Source organism: Flavobacterium potami (genome assembly GCF_020026915.1).
Classification (GTDB): Bacteria; Bacteroidota; Bacteroidia; order Flavobacteriales; family Flavobacteriaceae; genus Flavobacterium; species Flavobacterium potami.
The window spans coordinates 129,203-153,440 of the sequence record NZ_JAINUY010000008.1 but is presented as its reverse complement, the minus strand read 5'-3'; the positions used below and the strand labels follow the sequence as shown (position 1 = coordinate 153,440).

Annotated in this window: 26 protein-coding genes; 20 read left to right on the top strand and 6 right to left on the bottom strand. The window is 32.4% G+C overall.

All coding sequences use genetic code 11. The features are described 5' to 3' along the window. Positions 1-3: 3 nt before the first annotated feature. Both K6T82_RS21300 and K6T82_RS21295 read left to right on the top strand, forming a co-directional pair. Positions 4-1,998 (top strand): STM2767 family DEAD/DEAH box helicase, encoded by a 1,995-nt coding sequence (locus K6T82_RS21300; protein WP_223710421.1) that lies wholly within the window; start codon positions 4-6, stop codon positions 1,996-1,998. A 2-nt stretch (positions 1,999-2,000) separates the two neighbouring features. Then, positions 2,001-2,666 (top strand): STM2766 family helicase-associated protein, encoded by a 666-nt coding sequence (locus K6T82_RS21295; protein WP_223710419.1) that lies wholly within the window; start codon positions 2,001-2,003, stop codon positions 2,664-2,666. Positions 2,667-2,735: 69 nt separating this feature from the next. Here K6T82_RS21295 and K6T82_RS21290 read toward each other — a convergent pair whose 3' ends face one another. Both K6T82_RS21290 and K6T82_RS21285 read right to left on the bottom strand, forming a co-directional pair. Beyond that, positions 2,736-3,494 (bottom strand): hypothetical protein, encoded by a 759-nt coding sequence (locus K6T82_RS21290; RefSeq protein ID WP_223710417.1) that lies wholly within the window; start codon positions 3,492-3,494, stop codon positions 2,736-2,738. 160 nt (positions 3,495-3,654) lie between these two features. Further along, positions 3,655-4,422 carry a hypothetical protein gene (locus K6T82_RS21285; RefSeq protein WP_223710415.1) on the bottom strand — a complete coding sequence of 256 codons (768 nt, stop codon included), beginning with the start codon at positions 4,420-4,422 and terminating at the stop codon, positions 3,655-3,657. A 159-nt stretch (positions 4,423-4,581) separates the two neighbouring features. Between K6T82_RS21285 and K6T82_RS21280 the strand changes: the two genes are divergently transcribed. Then, on the top strand, positions 4,582-4,911 hold the full coding sequence (locus K6T82_RS21280) for a hypothetical protein (protein ID WP_223710413.1): 330 nt from the start codon (positions 4,582-4,584) through the stop codon (positions 4,909-4,911). A gap of 57 nt (positions 4,912-4,968) precedes the next feature. Here K6T82_RS21280 and K6T82_RS21275 read toward each other — a convergent pair whose 3' ends face one another. Next, the gene (locus K6T82_RS21275) at positions 4,969-6,192 is read right to left on the bottom strand and encodes a site-specific integrase (protein ID WP_223710410.1); all 1,224 of its coding nucleotides are present in this window, start codon (positions 6,190-6,192) and stop codon (positions 4,969-4,971) included. Positions 6,193-6,832: 640 nt separating this feature from the next. Between K6T82_RS21275 and K6T82_RS21270 the strand changes: the two genes are divergently transcribed. After that, the gene (locus K6T82_RS21270) at positions 6,833-7,090 is read left to right on the top strand and encodes a hypothetical protein (RefSeq protein WP_223710408.1); all 258 of its coding nucleotides are present in this window, start codon (positions 6,833-6,835) and stop codon (positions 7,088-7,090) included. 34 nt (positions 7,091-7,124) lie between these two features. Here the strand turns inward: K6T82_RS21270 and K6T82_RS21265 are convergent, their stop codons facing one another. Next, positions 7,125-7,715 carry a riboflavin synthase gene (locus tag K6T82_RS21265; protein WP_223710406.1) on the bottom strand — a complete coding sequence of 197 codons (591 nt, stop codon included), beginning with the start codon at positions 7,713-7,715 and terminating at the stop codon, positions 7,125-7,127. 57 nt (positions 7,716-7,772) lie between these two features. Between K6T82_RS21265 and pdxA the strand changes: the two genes are divergently transcribed. The 13 genes from pdxA to K6T82_RS21200 all read left to right on the top strand — a co-directional run bounded on the left by pdxA (position 7,773) and on the right by K6T82_RS21200 (position 16,557). Continuing rightward, positions 7,773-8,822: a 4-hydroxythreonine-4-phosphate dehydrogenase PdxA gene (gene pdxA, locus K6T82_RS21260; RefSeq protein ID WP_223710404.1), complete on the top strand. Its 1,050-nt coding sequence runs from the start codon at positions 7,773-7,775 to the stop codon at positions 8,820-8,822. A 105-nt stretch (positions 8,823-8,927) separates the two neighbouring features. After that, positions 8,928-9,470: a YceD family protein gene (locus K6T82_RS21255; protein WP_223710402.1), complete on the top strand. Its 543-nt coding sequence runs from the start codon at positions 8,928-8,930 to the stop codon at positions 9,468-9,470. 9 nt (positions 9,471-9,479) lie between these two features. Continuing rightward, complete coding sequence (rpmF, locus tag K6T82_RS21250; RefSeq protein WP_008465217.1) at positions 9,480-9,674, top strand: 50S ribosomal protein L32; 195 nt, start codon at positions 9,480-9,482, stop codon at positions 9,672-9,674. A gap of 173 nt (positions 9,675-9,847) precedes the next feature. Next, positions 9,848-10,846, top strand: a complete 999-nt coding sequence (locus K6T82_RS21245; RefSeq protein WP_223710400.1) for a beta-ketoacyl-ACP synthase III — start codon at positions 9,848-9,850, stop codon at positions 10,844-10,846. Positions 10,847-10,869: 23 nt separating this feature from the next. Further along, positions 10,870-11,355 carry an acetyl-CoA carboxylase biotin carboxyl carrier protein gene (accB, locus tag K6T82_RS21240; protein ID WP_223710398.1) on the top strand — a complete coding sequence of 162 codons (486 nt, stop codon included), beginning with the start codon at positions 10,870-10,872 and terminating at the stop codon, positions 11,353-11,355. A 114-nt stretch (positions 11,356-11,469) separates the two neighbouring features. Next, on the top strand, positions 11,470-12,816 hold the full coding sequence (gene accC, locus K6T82_RS21235; protein ID WP_184159444.1) for an acetyl-CoA carboxylase biotin carboxylase subunit: 1,347 nt from the start codon (positions 11,470-11,472) through the stop codon (positions 12,814-12,816). A gap of 302 nt (positions 12,817-13,118) precedes the next feature. After that, positions 13,119-13,415, top strand: coding sequence for a hypothetical protein (locus K6T82_RS21230; RefSeq protein WP_223710396.1), 297 nt, complete (start codon positions 13,119-13,121; stop codon positions 13,413-13,415). Between the two features lie 47 nt (positions 13,416-13,462). Next, positions 13,463-13,759 carry a hypothetical protein gene (locus K6T82_RS21225; protein ID WP_223710393.1) on the top strand — a complete coding sequence of 99 codons (297 nt, stop codon included), beginning with the start codon at positions 13,463-13,465 and terminating at the stop codon, positions 13,757-13,759. A 74-nt stretch (positions 13,760-13,833) separates the two neighbouring features. Beyond that, the gene (locus K6T82_RS21220; protein WP_223710391.1) at positions 13,834-14,130 is read left to right on the top strand and encodes a hypothetical protein; all 297 of its coding nucleotides are present in this window, start codon (positions 13,834-13,836) and stop codon (positions 14,128-14,130) included. Between the two features lie 27 nt (positions 14,131-14,157). After that, the gene (locus tag K6T82_RS21215) at positions 14,158-14,448 is read left to right on the top strand and encodes a hypothetical protein (protein WP_223710389.1); all 291 of its coding nucleotides are present in this window, start codon (positions 14,158-14,160) and stop codon (positions 14,446-14,448) included. A gap of 17 nt (positions 14,449-14,465) precedes the next feature. Next, on the top strand, positions 14,466-14,759 hold the full coding sequence (locus K6T82_RS21210; RefSeq protein ID WP_223710386.1) for a PepSY-like domain-containing protein: 294 nt from the start codon (positions 14,466-14,468) through the stop codon (positions 14,757-14,759). Between the two features lie 16 nt (positions 14,760-14,775). Further along, positions 14,776-15,072, top strand: coding sequence for a hypothetical protein (locus K6T82_RS21205; RefSeq protein ID WP_223710384.1), 297 nt, complete (start codon positions 14,776-14,778; stop codon positions 15,070-15,072). A 132-nt stretch (positions 15,073-15,204) separates the two neighbouring features. Then, positions 15,205-16,557: a sigma-54-dependent transcriptional regulator gene (locus K6T82_RS21200; RefSeq protein ID WP_223710382.1), complete on the top strand. Its 1,353-nt coding sequence runs from the start codon at positions 15,205-15,207 to the stop codon at positions 16,555-16,557. 31 nt (positions 16,558-16,588) lie between these two features. Here K6T82_RS21200 and K6T82_RS21195 read toward each other — a convergent pair whose 3' ends face one another. Both K6T82_RS21195 and K6T82_RS21190 read right to left on the bottom strand, forming a co-directional pair. Further along, positions 16,589-19,021, bottom strand: a complete 2,433-nt coding sequence (locus tag K6T82_RS21195) for a hybrid sensor histidine kinase/response regulator (protein WP_223710380.1) — start codon at positions 19,019-19,021, stop codon at positions 16,589-16,591. A 176-nt stretch (positions 19,022-19,197) separates the two neighbouring features. Next, positions 19,198-21,099 carry a S9 family peptidase gene (locus K6T82_RS21190; RefSeq protein ID WP_223710378.1) on the bottom strand — a complete coding sequence of 634 codons (1,902 nt, stop codon included), beginning with the start codon at positions 21,097-21,099 and terminating at the stop codon, positions 19,198-19,200. Positions 21,100-21,387: 288 nt separating this feature from the next. On the opposite strand from K6T82_RS21190, the gene K6T82_RS21185 reads away from it, so the two are divergent. From K6T82_RS21185 to K6T82_RS21175, 3 genes are read left to right on the top strand one after another with little or no spacing between them, the layout of a single operon-like run. Next, complete coding sequence (locus tag K6T82_RS21185; RefSeq protein WP_223710678.1) at positions 21,388-22,500, top strand: NAD(P)/FAD-dependent oxidoreductase; 1,113 nt, start codon at positions 21,388-21,390, stop codon at positions 22,498-22,500. Continuing rightward, a complete protein-coding gene (mtgA, locus tag K6T82_RS21180) occupies positions 22,500-23,288 on the top strand; it encodes a monofunctional biosynthetic peptidoglycan transglycosylase (RefSeq protein WP_223710376.1) in 789 nt (262 codons plus the stop codon). The genes K6T82_RS21185 and mtgA overlap by 1 nt, the downstream gene beginning before the upstream one ends. Further along, positions 23,266-24,234, top strand: coding sequence for a lipid A deacylase LpxR family protein (locus K6T82_RS21175; protein WP_223710374.1), 969 nt, complete (start codon positions 23,266-23,268; stop codon positions 24,232-24,234). The genes mtgA and K6T82_RS21175 overlap by 23 nt, the downstream gene beginning before the upstream one ends. The last annotated feature ends 4 nt before the right edge of the window (positions 24,235-24,238 follow it).

The following is a 24,238-nucleotide window of genomic DNA, read 5'->3' as shown; positions in this document are numbered from 1 at the left end:
TTTATGGAAAATAGTTTATATTTTAAAGATATAGAAGAAAATGATTTTAATATAGATTTTTTAAACCAACTACAAGATTATATTCAAGAAAGACCAAGTGAACAGATTTATGTACTTAATGCACCATTAGGTGGAAAATATTCCTATCCTTATCAGAATAAATGTATAGTTATTCTATCTCCGAAGCACAAAATTATTTTCATTGATGTGGAAGGTGATGTGGAGCAATTTAATGAGTTTTATGGAGATTTTATTGAAGATTTAAGTTCTATATCAGATAAATATAATTACAAAGAATATATTGGCAGATCCAGAGAGTGGAAAAAAAATAATACTGTTCAAATTCAAAATAATCAATTTTCTAATTTCCAAAAAATCATGGATGATAATCTATTATCCTTAGAGTTACAGAGAATTAGTGAGTTGTTGATTTCTCTTTTAATTGGAAGTATTAATGATATTGATAAGGTTGGGACAGACGTTCCACAAACATTATTAGAGAAAGTAAAAAAGAATATAATATTGTTCGATGGTGAGCAAACGAGATTTATTTATAAAAACTACGATACAAAGATAGTAACGATTCAAGGTTTGTCAGGTACTGGAAAAACAGAATTGCTTTTACATAAATTGAAAGAGATATATTTGAAGGAAGATAATGCAAAGATTTACTTCATGTGTCACAGCATTGCATTATCAAATATACTGAGAGAACGAGTACCGTCTTTTTTTAATTTCATGAAAGTTGAAAAACAAATTGAATGGAATTCTAAATTATGGGTTTCCCATGCTTGGGGATCAAAAAATTTTCCTAATTCTGGATTTTACAGTTATTTATGTCATTTTTACAAGGCACCTTTTTTTAAATTTAATAAATTAAATACTGATTATGAAAAAATATTCAGTCATCTTTTAAATCATATAAATTCTTTAGCTGATGATGAATTTGAATATGCTTTGGATTATATCCTTATCGATGAGAGGCAAGATTTTCCAGATGTTCTTTTTGCATTATGTGACAAGATAGCACGCAAAAAAGTATATATAGCTGGTGATATTTTTCAGGATATTTTCGAAAACACAAAGAAAACAGAATTAAAAGTTGATATAGTTTTAAATAGATGTTATCGAACTGATCCACGAACTCTAATGTTTGCGCATGCGATTGGTTTAGGTTTATTTGATGAAGTTAAATTAAATTGGTTTTCTGATGAATACTGGAAATCAATTGGTTATAAAATAGAAAGATTTGATAATAGAGAAATTCATTTTTTTAGGGAACCAGTTAGGAGGTTTGAAAATTTAAATATAGATGGGTATGATAGTGTAATTTTTCAAAACACAACGCATGGAAGTGAAGTAATAAAAATAATTAAAGAATTACAAAGCGAACATAAAGAATTAAGACCAGATGATATTGCAATTATTTTAATGGAAGAAAATCGTAAAGATATTTATAATTATATTGATGGTTTAACTCTTAAAATCGGAAAAGAAATTGGCTGGGCAGTAAATAGGGCTTATGAAAATAAAAACAAAATTGAAAATACTATTTACCTTTCAAATACTAATAACATAAAAGGACTAGAATTCCCATTTGTTATTTGTCTTTCTTCTGGTATTCAGAATACTTATAGATATAGAAATATATTATATACAATGCTAACAAGATCTTTTATCCAATCTTATTTACTAGTAACTAAAAATCTTGGTCTTGAAAACAATCTTGAAGGATTAAAAATCATCAATAAGGAAAGGTATATAAAGACTATCGAGCCTACTGAAGATGAAAAAGAAAAGATACAAAGCGAAGTCTTAAAATTTAACGAAAATGAAAATATTTCTTATTCGGATTTCATAAATGAAATTTTCGATGAATTAAAAATTGATAAAAAAATAAGGAGTAGAATTTCCAACGCAATTGTTGATACTGATATTGACTTATTTGACAAAGAGAAAACTATCAAATTTATTCAAGCTAATAAAGAATTTTATTAATAATGAAAACTAGTTTTGAAATAGAAATAGACCCAAGTTCTTTGTCAATATTTTTTCCAAAATATCGACTTAAGGATAAATTCCAAATACTTGATATATTATTAGAATCTGCCAGATACATAATACATGGAAAGAGAGAAGAAAAAGTAAAATCAGTAAATAAAATTGTTTTTTTTAGAGAGAAAATGAATCGAGTTTTCTTTGTAAGTGAAGATAAAATTTATTCGATAACATTTCCTTTTAATTTAATAATAGGTGAGGAAGGTGAGGTTACTTTAAATTTTAAAAATCTTATTGAGATAGATTCTTATGCTATTTCAAGTTTAATAATTCTTTTAAAGAATCCATTAATTAACAGTGATAACTGTCTTGATTTTATTGATCCAGTTATTGATTTAGAAAACGAAAGTAATAGTAATTATTGGCCTGTATTAAAGGATTTAATAATGCTAGAAGATGGTTATCTTAGATATGATATGGATGAAAAGGGGTTTAAGGAAGCTAGTGAAAAACAACAACAGCACAGACACCCTTTACATCATATTGACGTTTTCTACACTAATGGCGCAACTTTTAAGTTAGGGCTTGAAAAATCGATTTTAGATAATGACTTAATTGATATACTCGACTCTAGTACAAATTGCAAATTCTTGCGAAGTATCAATTAGAGATAGCAAAAAATTGGATTTAACGAGCTTGAAAAAAGATAGGTTGAACTCCCGCTCCTAGATGTCCAATTAAGATCTTTTTTTTAGTTTTTCTTTTGTTATTGCGATTAGGTTCCACATATGGTTTTTTAAATAATTGTCTTCTTTAATTTCCAAAACTAGTTCTCTGGAATTGTTTGGAACTAGCAAAGATGTTTGAAATGTTGAGTCTGTACCTATAATAAATATAAGCATATAACCATTTAGGATAAATTGAGCCTTTTGATTTGGTTTTTCATCTAGAAATCTAGGATTTGTAATTAGTTTTTCATCATTCTCATGAAATAAGTACATAAGTACTGGGTAATCTTCCACATTTTTTGCGTCATTATTTAGTATCATTTTTCTTATGTTTTCAAAATGTTTAGGGCTAATGTTTACTTGTTCAAACATTTTGTTTTTAGCAATTGAAGCACGCCAGAGAATAGATAGTAAAGCTAATTTAAATTTTGTATAATCAATATCCTTATACAATCTATAGTTTTTATCTCCATATTTGAAATCATATTTTGTATTTCGATTCTGAGTTAGTATATGACGAAGTGCCGTCTCATATCCACTAATAATATTGTTGTCACATTTTTTACAAAGCAAATCTGATTCATACATTGCTCCAAAAGGATTTTTTAAATGTTGATTTCTTCCTTTTACATATGCATCTGGTAAAATTAGACTATAACGCCCTTTTTCATTCTTTAAACCGTCATGGAAAAAATCTGGAATGATATGTGACTCATTAAGTAATTCTGTGTTTTCTTCTAAACATAATTTACATTTTCCAATATTCATATTTCCAAATTTATATTAGTAATGTAAAATTATCATTTTTATATTTCTTCAAATAATGTTGGAAATTTTTTAGTTGTAATTCTAGGAATAATAGGCTAGTCAATGAGTCAACGTGTAATTGTAAAAAAAATACCCCACAAAATAAGTGTGGGGCTGTTTATTACCAATTTGATGCTGTATAGGAATAATCATTATAGGCGTGTTCAATTTGAAGCTGTTTATTAATGTCAGGAATACTTATTAATTCTGTTAGTGTTTTTTTGGAATCAATTTTTTTCTCTAACTCTGTTTTTATTTCTTCATGCTGTATTTTCAATTTTTGGACTAGTTGCTTATAGATGACTTTTTCTTCTTTTGTGAATTTTGCTGGGTCGTATTTTTGCTCTACAATTACGCCAAATGAATTAACCATGTTTACTAAATGTTTGTTGTTAATAGCTTCTATTTTACTAACAGTTGACAATGCGTTTTTTAATTTTAATCGATAATTTTCTAAGATTAATTTTTCTTTTGCAAGTGTTTGTGGCTTTGTGTATTCTTTAGTTAATGTTGTTCCATTTGACTTACTCCAATTTTGATAGTACATCACATCTTCATGTAACATGTATATTTTTTCATCCTTATTTGATTTGATTAAATAAAGTTTATCGGAATAACTATATGCAGAGACGTCAAAAACTTCTGTTGGCAATATTTCGCTAAGTTTTATTGAGCCTACTTTGGTTGATGCAGTAGAGTCAGAAACTATATCCATAGAGAGTCTAGGAGAATCTTTGTTTTCCTCAACAAAATAATTAACAATCGCTTTGTTGAAAGTAAATGTTTTTGGGGTGTAGTCTGTGTAATTCCATTTGATTTTGTCTGTAGATGTTTGAGATTGACATGTTAAAGTGAAGATGAATGCGATGAACAATAAATTTTTTGTCATGTTGGTGTTGATTATGTTTTGTAAACTTAATTTTGTACACACATAATTCACATAAGTGAATATGATGTTACTGATAATCATGTAAAAATACCAAATAATACACATATGTGTGTATTATTTGTAAAAATATTTTCTCACTAATGTGTTCATATTTGAAATATGGAACACAGAGGAGATATAGTAAAAAAAGCAGTTTACAAAAGCGGATATCCTATTACTGAATTAGCTAAAAAATTGTCAAAAAGTAGAAGGTGGGTTTATCTTATGTTTGAAAATTCCAATTTATCATTAGATATGATATTGCAAATTGGTAAAATAATTCATTATGATTTCAAAGACGAAATCAAAGAATTTAAGATTTATAAAAATACAGTTGACGAATCTGCTGTTGATTATAACAATGATGAATTAAATCCAGAATATTGGAAAAATAAATATTTAAAGTTACTAGAAGAGTATAATCATATCCTAAAGAAGATAAAAAACTAGAAGTATGTTAATCCCATAATTAAATCAGATCATTTTTTTTAAACGATTTATAATATTTCAACCAAAATTGGTTAATAACCCTGCATTTTTCTGACGTTCTTCTTTTTCGAAACTAGCTAGATAACTTTCAGTCGTTTTTAAGTCATTGTGACCTAAACTTTCAGAAATATATGCAATATTTGCACCACTCCTTTTTAATACAGTAGCAAAGCTATGTCTTGCTGTATATGTAGTAATGTTATCAATTCCAATTTCATTAGCAATTAATTTCATGCGTTTGTTGATACGTTTTGTTAGGTCTTTTGTAATTCTTTTACGTTTTTCGGCATCTTCTTTTCCGTCAATATAAGGAAAAATATAGTTTTCTGGATTGGGTTGATTTCCCCATCGATCTATTATGTTTTTTATTTCCATTGTAACCGTTGCTCGAATTTCTTTTCTTGTTTTTGTTGTTTTTTCAGTTTTTTGACGGATAAAACAAATTTCACCATCTTTAATGTTTTTATATTTTAATTTTACAAGATCGGCAACATTTATACCATTACATAAATATATAAAAAACCAAAGATCGCGATATCTTTGAGTTGTTTCATTTCCATCTGAAAATTGTACAACTTGACCAATCTGTTGTAATGTTAATGCTTTCTTTTGACCTTCTGCAGTTTTTATTTCGTATTTATCTTTGCCAAATGGATATTGTGTGTCTTTAATAACTCCTGCTTTTTTAGCTTCATTCATTATTGTTCGTATCTCTCGCATATGCATTCCGACTGTTGAGTGACTTTTATCAATCAATAAGTGCTTTTCAAATTTTTTGAGCCAATCGACGGATATACTTTCAAATGAAAGTTTTTTACCAGCAAATTTTTCTAAATTATTCAGAACTGTAACTGACATGTCCATTGAACCAATTCGATCTTCTCGTTTTAAATTCGCAATTTTTGCGCGAAAAGCTGTATTAACTGTATCTCCTGTTGCTTTACTAAGTCTTAAGTTGAGCGAGTCAAATGAAAATCCGCCTTTTTCTGCTAAGGCTTCTACGTTTATTTTTACTAGACCAAAACTATTTTCAATACTTTCTTTTACTGTTCGTAGTTCTTTATTTCTGCTTTTTGGAAGTAATTCCCACTCTTCTAATTTTAAACTTATACCTGTGGAATAGTATTTTCGTATTCTTTTATGTGTAACGCGTATTTTAATTGGATAGGATTTGTTTTTATTTTCCTTTCTATTATCAAGCATTGAAGCTACGGTTATTCCGTCTTTAGAGTAACTAAACATTTTTTTTTAATTTTTGTTGCACACACAATTTGCACACAAAAATAGCATAAAACTGAAAATGGATGAAAAAAAAAGAAAATTTATTTTATATTAGCCCTTTATTTATAAGGGTTTTGCAAATGTTTGAAAAATTATAAAAAGAAACGAAAATAGGGTGGTTACGACTCATAATCAGGTGGTCCCTGGTTCGAGCCCAGGTGGGACCACTTCATTTAGAAATTACAAAGCCCTTTCAGAAATGTTAGGGCTTTTTTGTTTTCTCCATTTTCAAAAATAAAAAAATGACGAAATCTTGATAATAAACCTTGCAAACCAATCGTTTTGTTTTTACGTACATGATTTTGAATAGAAATCAGAGAAGATTTTTTAAAATCAGGAAATTCTTATAAGCTTAAAAAAATAGATAACGGTAATGAAAATGAGCTTTTTATGCTCTACATCGTTTTCTGAAAAGGTATGCGGAGGTGTCTTCAAAAAACTGTTAAAATTTGTGTTATGTTTTTTGTTTTAAAAGTTGCTTTTAAGCAAAAAACTTATACTTTTGTCCAAGTTTTGAGGAAAACCGTAATTTGTGCGAGATTTCTATAAAAGAATAATTTGTTTAATAATTACAGCTTGTTGATTTAAACAGCTTGAATTTATGAGAAAACTAAAAGCCCCATTTTTAGCAGTTATTATAATGTTATTCAATGTCACGATCGCATTAGCTACGCCGACTCCGCCTAAGCCAACAGCAAAAGGTATGGGTACGATGAATGTTGATGAAGATTGTGAGCCAATTTGTCAAGGAGGAGATCAGGTTCCAATTGATGATCATATTATGCTTTTAGCAATTTGTGGCTTGGCTTTAGGGGCAACCGTGATATATAAAAATAAAATAAAAAAAGCTTCAGTTTAACTGAAGCTTTTTTTATGCGAACACAAGAAGTGTTTTACTTATTTATTGAATAAAGTCTTGAGATGTACTTTCCGACTACATCAAATTCTAGGTTTATTTTTGTTCCAACTTTGAAATCCTTAAAATTAGTGTGTTCAAAAGTATAGGGAATGATAGATACACTAAATTCATTTGTTTTAGAATTTACAACTGTAAGGCTGACGCCGTTTACGGTAATGGATCCTTTTTCTATGGTGATGTTGTTCAGATTTTTGTCGTATTCAAAAGTGTAATTCCAGCTTCCGTTAGCTTCTTCAATTTTAATGCAAGTTCCGGTTTGGTCTACGTGGCCTTGCACAATATGACCGTCTAGACGATCTCCAAGTTTCATTCCTCTTTCTAGATTTACGATATCTCCAGCCTTCCAGTCGCCGATATTGGTTTTTAGAATCGTTTCGTCAATTGCTGTTACGGTATAAAAAGAGTCTTTAATTGCCACAACCGTAAGGCATATTCCGTTGTGCGAAACGCTTTGGTCAATTTTTAATTCATTTGTTATGGAAGAGTCAACTGTTATATGAAGATTGTTTTGGTCTTTCTGGATTTCGTGAATCCTGCCGAGTGTTTCTATAATTCCTGTGAACATTGTAGTTTTATTTTACTAAATTTGCACATCAAAATTAGTAATAAATAAACTGAGCTCATGAATAAAAAAGCAGAAAATATAATTGTTGGAATTTCAGTAGGAGATTTAAACGGTATTGGAAGCGAAGTTATACTAAAAACATTCGAAGATTCTCGTATGTTGGAAATGTGTACGCCAGTTATTTTTGCAAATGCTAAAATTCTGTCATTCGTTAAAAAAAGTTTTACATCGACTGTTCAGTTTCATGGAGTTGATAAATTGGAGCAGATTATTCCAGGGAAAGTGAACGTTTTTAATCTTTGGAGAGAAGGCGTAGATATAAATTTCGGGGTAAACGATGAAAAAATTGGAGAATATGCCATCAAATCATTTGCCGCCGCAACAAAAGCTTTGAAAGACGGAAGTATTGATGTTTTGGTAACAGCACCTATTAATAAGTATAATATCCAATCAGAAGATTTTAAATTTCCAGGACATACCGATTATCTGGATCAGGAATTGGAAGGAAATGCACTCATGATGATGGTTCAGGATAATTTGAGGGTAGGGTTGATTACCGATCATGTTCCTTTAAATGAAGTGGCATCTCATTTAACAGAAGAATTAATTACTAAAAAGATCGAAACCATCAGGAAGTCTTTGGTTCAGGATTTTAGTATAGTAAAACCAAAAATCGCTGTTTTAGGTTTAAATCCGCATGCAGGTGATGGTGGAGTAATCGGAAAAGAAGATGATTTGGTTTTAAAACCAGTTTTGAAGAAATTATTTGAATCTGGAACAATGGTTTTTGGACCTTTTCCAGCAGATGGTTTCTTTGGAAGTGGCCAATATGAAAAATATGATGCGATTGTGGCTATGTATCACGATCAAGGATTAATTCCGTTCAAAACTCTGTCTTTTGGAAAAGGAGTTAATTATACAGCGGGTTTAAATAAGGTTAGAACTTCTCCAGATCACGGTACAGCTTACGATATTGCCGGAAAAGACATGGCAGATTACAATTCGTTTAAAGAAGCAGTCTATCTTGCAATAGATATTTTTCGCTCGCGTAATCAGTATGAGGAGATTAGCCAAAAACCTCTTAAAATAAAAGAAAAACAGTTATAAACAAAAAAAGGTGAATAAGATTATTAGATTTGTAATAATTTTATATCTTTGCACCCCAATTCAGATATCTAGTTTTAGAGCTGAAGGGATCAAATTGATGTTGAAATGAGCAAAACAAAAGAATTTTTAATTCCTTTCGTAGGATTAAAACTAGGAAAACACCATTTTGAGTATCAGATTAATAATGAGTTTTTTAAGAATTTTGAATACGATGAGTTTCAAAGTTCTGATATAAAAGTCAATTTGCTTTTTGAAAAGAAAAGCACCATGTTAGAATTGGAATTCAAACACAAAGGAACTGTAAATGTGCCTTGTGATCTAACAGGCGAGGATTTTGATTTACCTATAAAAGGGAAAATGAAGCTGATTGTTCGTTTTGGAGATGAATTCAATGATGATAATGAAGAATTGTTGATTTTACCACATGGTGAACATGAGATAGATGTGTCGCAATATATTTATGAAATGATTGCGCTTTCTGTACCTCACAAAAGAATTCATCCGGGAGTTAAAGATGGAAGTCTACAGACAGAAGCTTTGACAAAACTGAATGAATTAAGTGTAAAAGAACAAAAGGAAGAGAGTAACAAAGAAGAAGATATTGACCCGCGTTGGGAAAAATTAAAGAAACTATTAACGGATAAATAATATAGTAAAATGGCACATCCTAAGAGAAAGACCTCGAAAACAAGAAGAGATAAAAGAAGAACGCATTATAAAGCTACTGTAGCTCAAATCGCTACATGTCCTATTACAGGTGAGGCGCATTTATACCACAGAGCTTACTGGCATGAAGGTAAAATGTACTACAGAGGGCAAGTTGTTATCGATAAATCTGAAGCGGTTGCTTAATACGTTTTTGTAAATTATACTGGAACTCTCACATAGTGAGAGTTTTTTTTGTTGGTTATAATTTTCGTTTTTTAGGAAAATATACACAAAATCGTTTCGTTTTTTTTTGTAATTTTCAAGTCTTTTAAAAATTTTTCAAATATTTCGTATTTGAAAGGAAATAATAGAATATAATGAATACAATCACAGCCGCAATTACCGCTGTTGGAGGATACGTTCCTGACTTTGTACTTACGAACAAAGTTTTGGAAACTATGGTTGAAACCAATGACGAGTGGATTACTACTCGTACAGGAATTAAAGAAAGAAGAATTCTTAAAGATGCTGACAAAGGAACATCTTACCTTGCTATAAAAGCAGCACAAGATTTAATTGCAAAAGCAAATATTGATCCTTTAGAGATTGATATGATTATAATGGCAACAGCAACACCAGATATGATGGTGGCTTCTACAGGAGTTTACGTTGCAACAGAAATTGGAGCAACAAATGCTTTTGCATACGATTTGCAGGCTGCATGTTCAAGTTTCTTATACGGAATGTCAACTGCTGCGGCTTATGTGCAATCAGGACGTTACAAAAAAGTACTTTTAATTGGTGCGGATAAAATGTCATCAATTGTAGATTATACAGATAGAGCAACTTGTATTATTTTTGGCGATGGAGCTGGTGCAGTTCTTTTTGAACCAAATTATGAAGGTTTAGGTTTGCAGGATGAATATCTAAGAAGTGATGGTGTAGGACGCGATTTTCTTAAAATTCCTGCAGGAGGATCTTTGATTCCGCCTAGCGAAGAAACTGTAAAAAACAGACAGCATAATATCATGCAAGACGGAAAAACTGTTTTCAAATATGCTGTTACCAATATGGCAGATGCCAGCGAATTGATTTTACAAAGAAATAATTTAACAAATCAGGATGTTGACTGGTTGGTACCACACCAGGCTAACAAACGTATCATTGATGCTACTGCCGGAAGATTAGAATTGGACGATTCTAAAGTTTTGGTAAATATCGAAAGATATGGTAATACTACTTCTGGAACTTTACCATTAGTATTAGCTGATTTTGAAGATAAGCTTAAAAAAGGAGATAATGTTATCTTTGCCGCTTTTGGTGGAGGATTCACTTGGGGATCTATCTATTTAAAATGGGCTTACGATACAAAATAAATTAAAACTAAAAACGAATCATTATGGATTTAAAAGAAATTCAAAACCTAATCAAATTTGTTGCAAATTCGGGCGTTGCAGAAGTGAAGTTGGAAATGGATGACGTGAAAATCACGATCAGAACAACTTTAGAAACAAATGTAACTGAAGCAACTTACGTACAACAATTGCCAACTCAGCAAGCTTTACCACAAGTGGCAACTCCACAAGTGACTGCTCCTGTAGTTGTAAACGTAACTCCAGAAGCACCAGCTGCAAACGATTCTAAATATGTTACTATAAAATCTCCAATTATCGGAACATTCTATAGAAAACCATCTCCAGACAAACCAGTTTTTACTGAAGTAGGAAGCACTATTGCTAAAGGAGATGTTCTTTGTGTAATTGAAGCAATGAAATTATTCAACGAAATCGAATCTGAAGTTTCTGGTAAAATTGTAAAAATTCTAGTTGACGATATGTCTCCAGTAGAATTTGACCAACCTTTATTCTTAGTAGATCCATCATAAATAAATTTAGATTTTAGATTTTAGATTTTAGATTGATTTAAATTAAAAGCGATTTCTATTAATCATCTAAAATTATCTAATTCTCAAATTGTCTAATTATCTAATTAAAATAAGATGTTTAAAAAAATATTAATTGCGAATAGAGGAGAAATTGCACTACGTGTAATTCGTACATGTAAGGAAATGGGAATCAAAACTGTCGCAGTTTACTCTACAGCCGACGCAGAAAGTTTACACGTTAAATTTGCTGACGAAGCGGTTTGTATTGGCCCTCCTCCGAGTAACTTATCGTATTTGAAAATGTCAAATATTATTGCGGCTGCAGAAATTACAAATGCAGATGCAATACATCCAGGTTATGGATTTCTTTCTGAGAATGCTAAATTCTCTAAAATTTGTCAAGAGCACGGAATCAAATTTATTGGTGCGGCTCCTGAAATGATCGACCGTATGGGAGATAAAGCTTCTGCAAAAGCTACAATGAAAGCAGCAGGAGTACCTTGTGTACCAGGTTCAGACGGATTATTAGAATCTTACGAACATGCACAAAAAACAGCAGCAGAAATTGGTTACCCAGTAATGATGAAAGCTACTGCTGGTGGTGGTGGAAAAGGAATGCGTGCCATCTGGAAAGAAGAAGAGCTTTTAAAAGCTTGGGAAAGTGCACGTCAAGAAGCTGCTGCAGCGTTTGGAAATGACGGAATGTACATGGAGAAACTTATTGAAGAACCACGTCATATCGAAATTCAAGTTGTGGGAGATGCTTACGGAAAAGCATGTCACCTTTCTGAAAGAGACTGTTCAGTTCAACGTCGTCACCAAAAACTTACTGAAGAAACACCTTCGCCTTTCATGACAGACGAACTTCGTGCAAGAATGGGAGAAGCTGCTGTAAAAGCTGCTGAATTCATTAAATATGAAGGAGCTGGAACTGTAGAGTTTTTGGTTGACAAACACAGAAACTTCTATTTCATGGAAATGAATACTCGTATTCAAGTTGAGCACCCAATTACAGAACAAGTTATTGATTATGATTTGATCCGTGAGCAGATTATGGTTGCTGCAGGAATTCCGATTTCTGGTAAAAACTACCTTCCTGAATTACACGCTATCGAATGCCGTATTAATGCTGAAGATCCTTATAACGATTTTCGCCCTTCACCAGGAAAGATTACTACGCTTCATATGCCAGGAGGACATGGAGTACGTTTAGATACTCACGTATATTCAGGTTATAGCATTCCACCAAATTACGATTCTATGATTGCTAAGTTGATTACAACTGCACAATCTCGTGAAGAAGCTATTAGCAAAATGCGAAGAGCTTTGGATGAGTTCGTAATTGAAGGTGTGAAAACTACAATACCTTTCCACAGACAATTAATGGATGATCCAAAATATATTGCAGGAGATTATACAACTGCATTTATGGATACATTTAAAATGAATAATCCGGAATAATTATAAAGGCTGTCAATTTTTGACAGCCTTTTTTCATTTATAAGTTTGATTAGTTCTTAAGATCAACCTGAAACTTTAAACCTGAAACTAGAAATTTTAGATCAGGTTACACTTTAAGTGTTTACTTATTACACACCTTTTTTTCCTTTTACACACTTTTTTAAATTTTTCATTTTTTGGCATATTGAAGTAAACCCTTTAAAAATAATGTTTTATAGCGTTTGGCACAGTTCTTTTCTTTTACGGCATAATAATTTCATTAACTAAAGCGTAAACAACTATTAATATTAAATATACACGTTATGAAAAATCTATTTTTATCAGCCGCAATAGTCTTAGGAAGTTTAACTTCATTCGCTTCAACTTCACCAGTTACAAATACAACTGTAAAAGTGATTTCAATTGAAGACGATTATACTGAAATCAAATTAGAAGAATTGCCAGCCGCAATTACAGACGCTTTGAAAAAAGCATATCCTGAGGCAGTAATTACAAAAGCATATAAAAACGAAAAATCAGAGTACAAACTTGATGTTACTGTAGGTGACAAAGTTGGAAACCTTTTCGCAAATGCAGACGGAACTTGGATTAAACAATAATCCGTAACCGTTTTAAAATTTATTAATTACATTAAAATATACACACTATGAAAAATTTATTTTTATCAGCCGCAATAGTTTTAGGAAGTTTAACTTCATTCGCTTCAACATCACCAGTAAAAAATACAATCGTAAAAACGATTTCTGTTGAAGACGAATACACTGAAATCAAATTAGAAGAATTACCGGCGCCTATCACGGAGTCTTTGAAAAAAGCGTATCCAGAGGCAGTAATTACAAAAGCATACAAAAACGAAAAAGCTCAGTATAAACTTGATGTGACTGTTGGCGACAAAGTTGGAAACCTTTTCGCAAATGCAGATGGAACTTGGATCAAACAATAACCTAATTTAAGGTTTCGTGAAAATCCGGATCAAGAATACTAAGATCAAATTAACTATATTAAAACACGACTATCATGAAAAATTTATTTTTATCAGCCGCAATCGTTTTGGGAGGTTTAACATCATTTGCTTCAACTTCGCCAATTTCAAATACAGTAGTAAAAACAATCTCTATCCAAGATGATTATACAGAAATTAAATTGGAAGAGGTGCCAGCAGCAGTAACAGATGCACTTAAAAAAGCGTATCCAGATGCTGTACTTACTAAAGCATTTAAAAACACAAAATCTGAGTACAAGCTTGAAGTGACTGTTGGAGAAAGAACAGGAAATCTTTTTGCTAACGCAGATGGGACATGGATTAAAAAATAATTAAACTAACCCTTAAAAACTATTACTATGAAAAAGTTAATCTTATCGGCAGCAATTGTTTTAGGCAGTTTGTCGATGCACGCAGAAACCCCTGTTGTAACTAATCAAATGGTACAAACAGTAAATGATCAGGATGGATATAAAGAAGTAGACGGAGTTCCGGCAGCTGTAAAAAAAGGTCTGGATGATGCTTATCCTGGTGTAGTGCTTGAAAAAGCATGGGTAAATGAAAAAAAGGAGTACAAAATTGAGATAACAGTTCGAGGAGAAAAATCGACCGTTTATACAGATGCTTCTGGTAACATTCTTAAAAAATAATTTTAAACCACAATATTATGAAAAAGTTAGTTTTATCAGCAGCGATTGTATTAGGAAGTTTATCGGTAAATGCCGCAGTGCTTCCAGCGATTTCGATCACTCAATCAGTACTTATTCAAGATGGATTTACTGAAGTAACTTTAGATGCCGTACCAGCAGCAGTGAAGTCTACTATTGAAAAATCTTTTCCGAATACTAAGCTTGAAAAGGCTTATAAAAACGAGAAAAACGAGTACAAACTTGAAATTTCAAGTGGAGACAAGAAGTACACTATTTTTACAGATGCTTCAGGTAACATCATCAAGAAATAATTAAAAAATCAGCATTATGAAAAAGTTAATCTTATCAGCAGTAGTTCTTTTAGGAACAATGTCAATTCAAGCAAATGTATTGCCTGTTTCTGAAAATACTAAAACAGCTGTAAATGTTCAGTCAGAATATACAGAAGTTGCTGCAGATGCTGTGCCTGCCGCTGTTAAAACAGCTTTGCAGACCGCTTATCCAGGAGCAAAACTGGAGAAAGCATTTTTAAACGAAAAAAAAGAATACAAACTAGAAATATCAGTTGGAGACCAAAAGGCTACTGTTTACTCAGATGTCAATGGTAACTGGTTGAAAATATAATTAGGTGAATTTAGATTTATGTTTTTGGTGAAAAAGAGATTGCGACGTGCAATCTCTTTTTTTTTTTTACATTAATTTTATGAAATTACAAGTTTAATAGTGTTATTTTAGCAGAAAACTCCCTAAAAGCAAATGCCGAAGATATTATTGATAGAAGACGACATCGCGTTTTGTAAATTATTGGAAAAATTTCTAATAAAAAAAGCATTTGATGTCACCATTGCCTTCTCAGCAGCAGAAGCCCGAATAGCAATCAAAAACGAATCGTTTGATTTGATTTTGACAGATCTTCGTTTGCCTGATTTTGACGGTATTGCACTAATGTCTGAATTTAAAAACTCCCATCCGCATATTCCCATTATTTTAATGACAGGTTACTCCGATGTAAATACTGCCGTAAAAGCTATCAAAAACGGAGCAGCAGATTATATCTCAAAACCTTTCAATCCCGATGAGGTTTTGCTTGTAATTACAAATGCATTACAAACTCCCCAAGTCGAAGAAGAGCAAGTTCCTGTTAAAGAAAAGAAAGCGCCAAAAAAACAAACTTTTGGCGAAAGTGAATTTGTAAGAGGAATATCAGTTGCTTCAAAAAAACTTTTAGATCATATTCAATTGGTAAGTCCGACTGATATGTCTGTTTTGATTATTGGTGAAAGTGGAACGGGAAAAGAAATCATCGCCAAAAGTATTCATCAGCAAAGTCAGAGAAAAAACAACAATTTTATTGCAGTAGATTGTGGTGCAATTCCGAAAGAATTGGCAGCAAGTGAATTCTTTGGTCATTTAAAAGGTTCTTTTACCGGTGCAATCAGTGATAAAATGGGATATTTTGAAGCGGCAAATGGCGGAACTATATTTTTGGATGAAATCGGAAATCTTTCGTACGAAAATCAAATTCAGTTATTGAGAGCGCTTCAGGAAAGAAAAATTAAACCTGTTGGGAGCAATAAGGAAATAAACGTCGATATTCGCATTATTACGGCTACAAATGAAGATTTACGTGAAGCGGTAAAAAACGGTGATTTTAGAGAAGATTTATATCATAGAATCAATGAGTTCTCTATCGAATCTCCATCTTTAAAAGATCGTGACGAAGATTTGATGCTTTTCGCTGATTATTTCTTAGAAAAAGCCAATCAGCAATTAAATAAAGATGTTATCGGATTTTCTCCAGAAGTGATTTCTATTTTTCAAAATTACAATTGGCCAGGAAATTTACGTGAATTACAAAATTGTGTCAAACGTGCTACTCTTTTAACCCGAGGCGATTTTATAGAAAGTGAAGTGCTTCCTGCAGAATTCTTTCAAATCCAAAAACAGCAATCTGGAACAAGCGAAAGTTTTTCTTTATCAAATAATGAAAAAGAAGCCATTATTCATGCTCTATCAAAAGCGCAGAATAATAAATCAGAAGCTGCAAAGCTTTTAAAAATTACGAGAAAAACGCTTTACAACAAGTTGAAGCATTATAATATTGAGTAAAGCACATTTTTTAATTAGTGCTTTACTTTTTTTAGATTTCTTGTTTTAAAACTTCAAAAAGGATTTTTACTTTTTCTTTTAAGTCGTTGTAAGTAGCTTGAATGTCAATTGTATTTAAATCTTCTTTTTCTAAATCTTTAAGAAGTTCTCCAATTGCATTTGCCTGAATTTGTTTGAACATCGGTGCAATACGATGGGCAATAGATTTTATTTCCTCATGATTATTTTCATTTATAGCAGTTTCCAAAAGACCTAAATTTTCAATACTGGTTTCTATAAAAGAATGCAGAACTTCCTTCAAGGCAGATGCATCATGCCCTAAAAAATCTTTCAGTGTTTCTAAAGAATACATTTGTGAGGAATCGCCGTTTTCAGCTTCAGCTGTTTCTGTTTCAGGAATCTCTTCATGGTCTAAAATATGCTGAATGGTCTCCAGTAAAATTTTTGGAGAATAGGGCTTTTTAACGACTGTTGTAAAGCCTGCATTTTTGTAAACAGAAAGCTCCAGATTTGTTTGTCCTGTTAATGCGATTACAGGCTGATTTTTGAAATTAGGAAATTCACGAAGCTTTTCTAATAATTGGAATCCATCAATCTGCGGCATTTGAATGTCTGTTATGACAAAATCAAAAGAAGTGTTTTCAATTGTTTCCAGAGCTTTTACAGGATTACTAAATGAATAAACCTGATGCTGTTCTTGTTTTAAAACGCCACTAGTCAAATTTAAAAGATTGATGTCGTCATCAACTACGATAAAAGTTTGCTTTTTAGTGTTTTTTGCAATTTTAGATTTGACTTCTTCGCTCGGATTATTTTGACTATTGTCAAATAATAAAGGCAGCTGAATTTTAAAGGTACTTCCTTTGCCGTAGATGCTTTCCAGACCAAGAGATCCTCCTAAAATAGCAACTATTTTTTGGCAGATTGACAATCCTAAACCAGTACCACCATATTCTTTTTCGATGTTTTCATTTGCCTGTGCAAATTCTTCGAAAACTAATTTCTGGTTGGCTTTTTCAATTCCGATTCCGGTGTCTTGAATCGAAATGGTAAAAAACTGGTCGTCATTCGCGAAAGCGGCTATTCTAATATGACCTTCTTCTGTGAATTTATAAGCATTTCCAATAATATTGGTCAGAATCTGTTTCAATCGAAACGGATCGCCAACAATGCGTTTCTGAAACTTCTCATCGATATTAATGATCAGGTCAATGTTTTTATGTTTATAAACGGTTTGAATGTTTCTGGCAATATCTTCAATAGTTTCAGGAAGAAAAAAAGGTACTTTTTCAATGGTAATTTTTCCGGCTTCAATTTTTGAGAAATCCAATAAATCCTGAACGAGTTGTGTAATATATTCAGACGAATTTTTGATGTTTTTAATGAAATAAGACTGCTTGGTGTTGACATCTGAGTTGCCCAAAAGCTCAGAGTAACCGACAATGGTACTTAAAGGTGTTTTTAAATCATGACTTACAGTCGAAATTAACTGTTCGCGGCTTTTTAACAGATTTTTGGTTTTGAAATTGGCAATTTCCAGCTGTTTCTTATAAACTTGAGATTTCGAATAATCGCTTACAATCAAAATGGAGAAAAATAAAGTCAATAAGAGACCGATAACTGCCGAAGCTGTAACAATTTCGTTGACTCTTTTTAATGATTTTTCTTTTAATGAATTACTTTTAATAGAATTATTGATGATTTCTCGTTCAATTATTCGAAGTATTTTTCGAAGCTGATCAGAAATGGCGATTTCGTTTTGAAGCAGTTTATTTTCCTCAAAATTTAAGGATTCTTTTTTCTTTTCGGCTTTTTGTTTTACAGAACTTAATAGTTTTTTAGAATTTGCCAAAATCGAGTCGGAAGCTTTTTTACTTAAAGTATTGGTACTATCATCCGGTATGTTAGAATTCATATAATCTACATATCGTTGCAATACTCCGCGCTGATAACTTCCTAGCTGATTTGGATTTTTAGTGAAATCCTGAAGCTCGAGCTTTCTAAGGTTAAACTCCATTTTAGTGATTTCATCAATCGCATTATTTACAGAAGTTTCGTCGTCTGCTTTATTTTTTATTTCACGTAACTGCTTGATGTTTTCTGTCTTTTCAGCCAAAAAATAGGTTACACTATCTAAAAGGGTTTTTTGATATTCTGTCGTGACAATTTGTTTCAAAGTATCAATACGACATTTGAGCGAATCCGTTTCTGAAAGATAATTTCTAAAATCTTTTTCAGAATTATTTTGAATGGTTTGTCTGGCTAAACTTTCTGTTTTATAAACGTTAGAATACAACCGACTTACTCTAAGAATTTTATTTTTTTCTAAAGCAATTTTATCTTCAAGCTGATTGTAGACGACATTTTCTGAATATAGAAACCATCCAACCGTGACAACCAAAGCTAATAAGGCAACATAGCTGAATAAAACTTTGATTGCGGTGTAACTTTTTTTAGTCTCCATATTTTACTGATGGTTTTGGGAAATTTGGGATTATTAAAACATTGCAATTTATCTAAAAAAATCTGTTTTCGGAAGAGTAAAACCGGTCTGTTTGTTATATAATTGTCATGTTTGTAAAATAAAACAGCCGTAGATTATGTAAAATCTACGGCTGTCCAAATATTGTTTTTTAATGATTACAATGTTTCATCTAACCATTTGAAGAATTCTCCTTGCCAAACTTGAGCATTTTGAGGTTTTAAAACCCAGTGATTTTCGTCTGGGAAATAAACAAATCTACTTTTAATTCCTCTTAATTGCGCCGCTTGAAAAGCTTCTTGACCTTGTCCGATTGGCACGCGGAAATCTTTTCCTCCTTGGAAAATCAAAATTGGTTTATTCCAATTTTGAACCAAAGTTGCAGGATTAAAAGTTGTATACGCTTTTTGAGCTACAGCATTATCTTTCTCCCAATATGGTCCGCCAAAATCCCAGTTGTTGAAGAAAACTTCTTCAGTTGTTCCAAGCATCGAAACGGTATTGAATACTCCGTCATGTGCGATGAAAGTTTTGAAACGATTTTTGTGGATTCCAGCTAAATAAAATACAGAATATCCTCCGTAACTAGCACCAACACATCCTAAACGTGTTTTGTCAACATAATTTTCTTTTGCCACATCGTCAATTGCAGAAAGGTAATCGTCCATAACTTGTCCGCCCCAATCTTTACTAATTTGTTCGTTCCACTCAACTCCGTGTCCTGGCATTCCGCGGCGGTTTGGTGCAACAACTACATAACCTTTTGCAGCCATTAAAGAGAAATTCCAACGATAAGAATAAGATTGTGTCAAGGCACTTTGTGGTCCGCCTTGGCAATATAATAAAGTTGGATATTTTTTTGAAGCATCAAAATTTGGTGGAAGAATTACCCAAACCAACATTTTTTTGCCATCAGTTGTCGTAACATAACGTCTTTCAGTTTTGCTCAACGTCAATGTTTTATAAGTATCTGTATTTACATTAGAAATTTGTTTCCAAGTATTTTTCTTCAAATTGAAAGAATAAATTTCTCCTGCATGATTCATGTCTGTCCTTGTAACAATAATATCATCGCCAGAAAAACCAACTAAGTCGTTAATATCAAAATCTCCATTTGTAATCTGGCGAACGTTAATTGCGATTTTAGTCAACCCCGGAAAATTAACAGAGAAAAGTTGTTTTGTTCCATCAATTGGTGCAACAAAAAATACTGTTTTTCCGTCTTTACTCCAGATAAAATTATCTACAGTTCCGTCCCAGTTTGCCGTTAAGTTGGTTTTGATTCCTTTAAATTCAACAATAATATCGTTTTTATCAGATTCGTAACCGTCGCGTTTCATTTGCAGCCAAGATAAATTTCCTGTCGGAGAAAATTGCGGAGCCGTGTCGTAACCTAAATTACCTTCAGTTTTGTTAGTTGTTTTTTGAGTTTCTAAATTGTACTCATAAATATCTGTGTTGGTAGAAATCGCGTAAGCAGTTCCTGCTTTTTTCTTGCAAACGTAAAAAATACTTTTACTGTCTGGAGACCAGATATAATCTTCGTCACCACCAAAAGGTTTTTGAGGAGAATCAAAAGTTTCACCTTTTAAAATGTCAATTCCTTTTGCACCGTCCTTGTTTTCTTTATAAAAAACATGATTAAATTTTCCTTCATTCCAAGTATCCCAATGACGATAATCTAATCCGTCATAAATTTGAGCATCAGATTTTCCTAAACTTGGATAAAAATCTTTTCCTAAAACTTTGTCGATTTTTACTTCTTCATTATAAACTACATATTTTCCGTCAGGCGAAATATTTTTATCAGCCAAAATCTCTTTTGTGTCTTTAATTTCAACTGCAGTTCCGCCATTTACAGGAATGGTATAAATTTTAGAATTGGATTTGTTTTCTTCAACCGAAGGTGTAGAAACCTTAAAAACTATATTTTTTGCATCTTTAGAAATTCCAAGCGGAGTTACTCGTCCTAATTTCCATAACAATTCCGGAGACATCACATTCTGCCCGATCGCGTTTAAATTCATCATTATTAAGGTTGTTAATAATACTTTTTTCATAATCTGTTTATTCTATTTTTTGTGCGCTAAAAATACAACTTTTAAATCCCAAATTGTTAAATCCCAAATCCCAAAAACTGTTAAAGTTTAAAGATAAAATCCCAATTGTCACTCTGAGCGAAGTCGAAGGGCGCAACGTAAAAACGCTTCGACTCCGCTCAGCCTGACAGCGCAAATGCAATTTCAATTTACGAAGTTTTGGAATTTAAAAGTTGTAATTTCATTTAGTTTTGTAATTTAACCCAAGTTTGGAATTTGGATTTTTAAATATTGGAATTTATCAAAATGATGGAACTAAGCTACTGGGAACTTAAAAACTGGTTTACGAATGTTGACTATACAATTGTAGGAAGCGGAATTGTCGGCTTGCATACAGCATTACGCTTGCGCGAAAGATTTCCGGCTGCTAAAATTCTGGTTTTAGAACGCGGAATGTTGCCACAAGGCGCAAGTACCAAAAATGCTGGTTTTGCTTGTTTCGGAAGTTTGTCTGAAATTTTGGATGACTTAAAAACACATTCCGAAGACGATGTTGTAGCATTGATCGAAAAGCGTTGGAAAGGACTTCAGTTACTTCGAAAAAGATTAGGAGATCAGGCAATTGATTTTAAGCCTCACGGTGGATATGAATTATTCTTGAAAGACGACGAATTCGGATTTAATGAATGTCTTGCTAAAATTCCGTTTATCAATGAGGTTTTAAAACCACTTTTTAAAGCCGATGTTTTTTCAAAAGAAGTAGACCGATTCGGCTTTGAAAATATTCAGGAATATTTGATTTTTAATCCGTTTGAAGGGCAAATCGATACTGGAAATATGATGCAGGAATTGTTGAAGCAAGCTGTTTCTTCAGATATTTTAATTTTGAATCAACAAACGGTAACTTCTTATCTGGATGCAGGAAATCATGTAGAAGTAGTTTTAAAAGATTTTAGTTTTAAAACCCTAAAACTGCTTTTTGCAACAAATGGTTTTGCCGGATCTTTGACAAATGGAGCGGTAAAACCAGCAAGAGCACAAGTTTTAATTACCGAACCCATTCACAATTTAGATTTAAAAGGAACGTTTCATTTAGATCGTGGTTATTATTATTTTAGAAATATTGGCGATCGAATATTATTAGGCGGAGGACGAAATCTTGATTTTGAAGGAGAAACCACAACCGAATTTGGTCAGACGAAAATTATTCAAAATAAATTGGAAGATTTACTGAAAAATGTAATTTTACCAAATCAGGATTTCCAAATTGCGCACCGTTGGAGCGGCATTATGGGAATCGGAAACAGTAAAAATCCTGTTGTTTCTCAACTGTCTGAAAACGTGTTTTGTGGAGTGCGTTTAGGCGGAATGGGAGTAGCAATAGGCAGTTTAATAGGAACCGAATTAGCAGATTTATTATAATGGCAGCACCCAAAAAACCAGCACCAAAAACAACAACGGCTAGCAAGCCAAAACCAAAAGCTTCTCCCAAAAAAAAGAATCGTTCTCTTGGAGAGAAAATCAAATGGTTTTTTATCAAAGCCTCTTTATGGTTTTTTGGAATATCAATCGGGTCGGTTATCTTTTTCAAATATGTTCCAGTTCCGTTTACTCCATTAATGTTAATTCGTGCTATAGAAAATAAAATGGCAGGAAAAGAAGTATACTTTGATCACGATTGGGAGCCAATTGAAAAAATCTCAATGAACTTACAAAAAGCCGTAATTGCCAGTGAAGACGGAACTTTCCTGACACATAATGGTTTTGATTTTAAAGCACTTCAAAAAGCATATAAAAGCAACGAACGCGGACGCCGAATTCGCGGTGGAAGTACCATTTCGCAGCAAACGGCCAAAAATGTCTTTTTATGGCAAGGAAAAAGTTATTTCCGAAAAGGTCTAGAAGCTTATTTTACGGTTTTAATTGAAATTATCTGGGGCAAAGAGCGCATCATGGAAGTTTACCTGAATAGTATTGAAATGGGTGACGGTGTTTATGGCGCTTACGCCGCAACAGAACATTGGTACAGAAGAGATGCTTCAAGTTTGACACCAATGCAGGCCGCTGGAATTGCAGCCATTTTGCCAAACCCGAGAAAATTTAAAGCAACAGGTTCTTCAAGTTATATCAATCGAAGAAAAGAAAGAATTGTTCGTGAAATGCGTTACGTTGGAAAAATCAATTACGATGGCAAAGACAAAGAGAAGTAAAAAGACACTTTTTGCTTTTCTAATATTGACAGCGACGCTGACTTTTGGACAAGGAAAAAAAACAGAAATAGGATTTATCTCGGATAATGATTTGTATACATCGTCTAAAAATGATATGTATTATACCAACGGATTGGAGATTTTTTACCGGTTTTTATCTAAAAATGAAAATCCGAAAATCAACAAAGAAATTACCGAATTTAGAATCGGGCAATATCTCTACAATCCGAGATTTATAAATGCAGAAGCGGTTGATATAAACGACAGACCTTTTGCGGGCTATCTTTTTGCTGAAGCTGGAAAAAGCTTTTTTTATCAAAGCGAATCGGTTTTACAGACCGATTTTCAAATTGGTTTTCTTGGTCCAAATGGTTTAGGACAGGAATTACAAGAAGGATTTCATAAAATTATCGGTTATAAAAAAGTTTTTGGCTGGGAAAATCAAATTCACAATGCGTTAGGATTACAGGCACATGTGATGTATTCTAAGAAACTATTTCCGTCTAAACATAATGATTTCGTAGATCTTCACTGGCAGTCAGAAGCCAATTTAGGAACCATTTTTACCGGAGTTTCAACTGGATTTATGGCTAGAATCGGATTTAAAAACCTGCTTCCGATTTACGATTCTAATATGCATCATGCTTCGGTCAGTGCAGAAGCAAAGCCGAATATTCGAGAATTTTATTTCTATGCAATGCCAAGCTTCAATTACCAATTTTACGACGCGACGATTGAAGGAAGTATGTTCAACGACACAAGTCCAATTACTTTTGATTTGGAGCCACTTCGCTTTAATGCAGAAGCGGGTTTAAAATATCGTTACAATAACTTCAATATTTCGTATTCTTTTATTTATCGCGGAAGAGAATTAAAAGATCCAGGAATTGATACAAACAAAGGATATTTTTATGGGTCTATCAGGATGGGATTTTTGTTGAGATAATTTT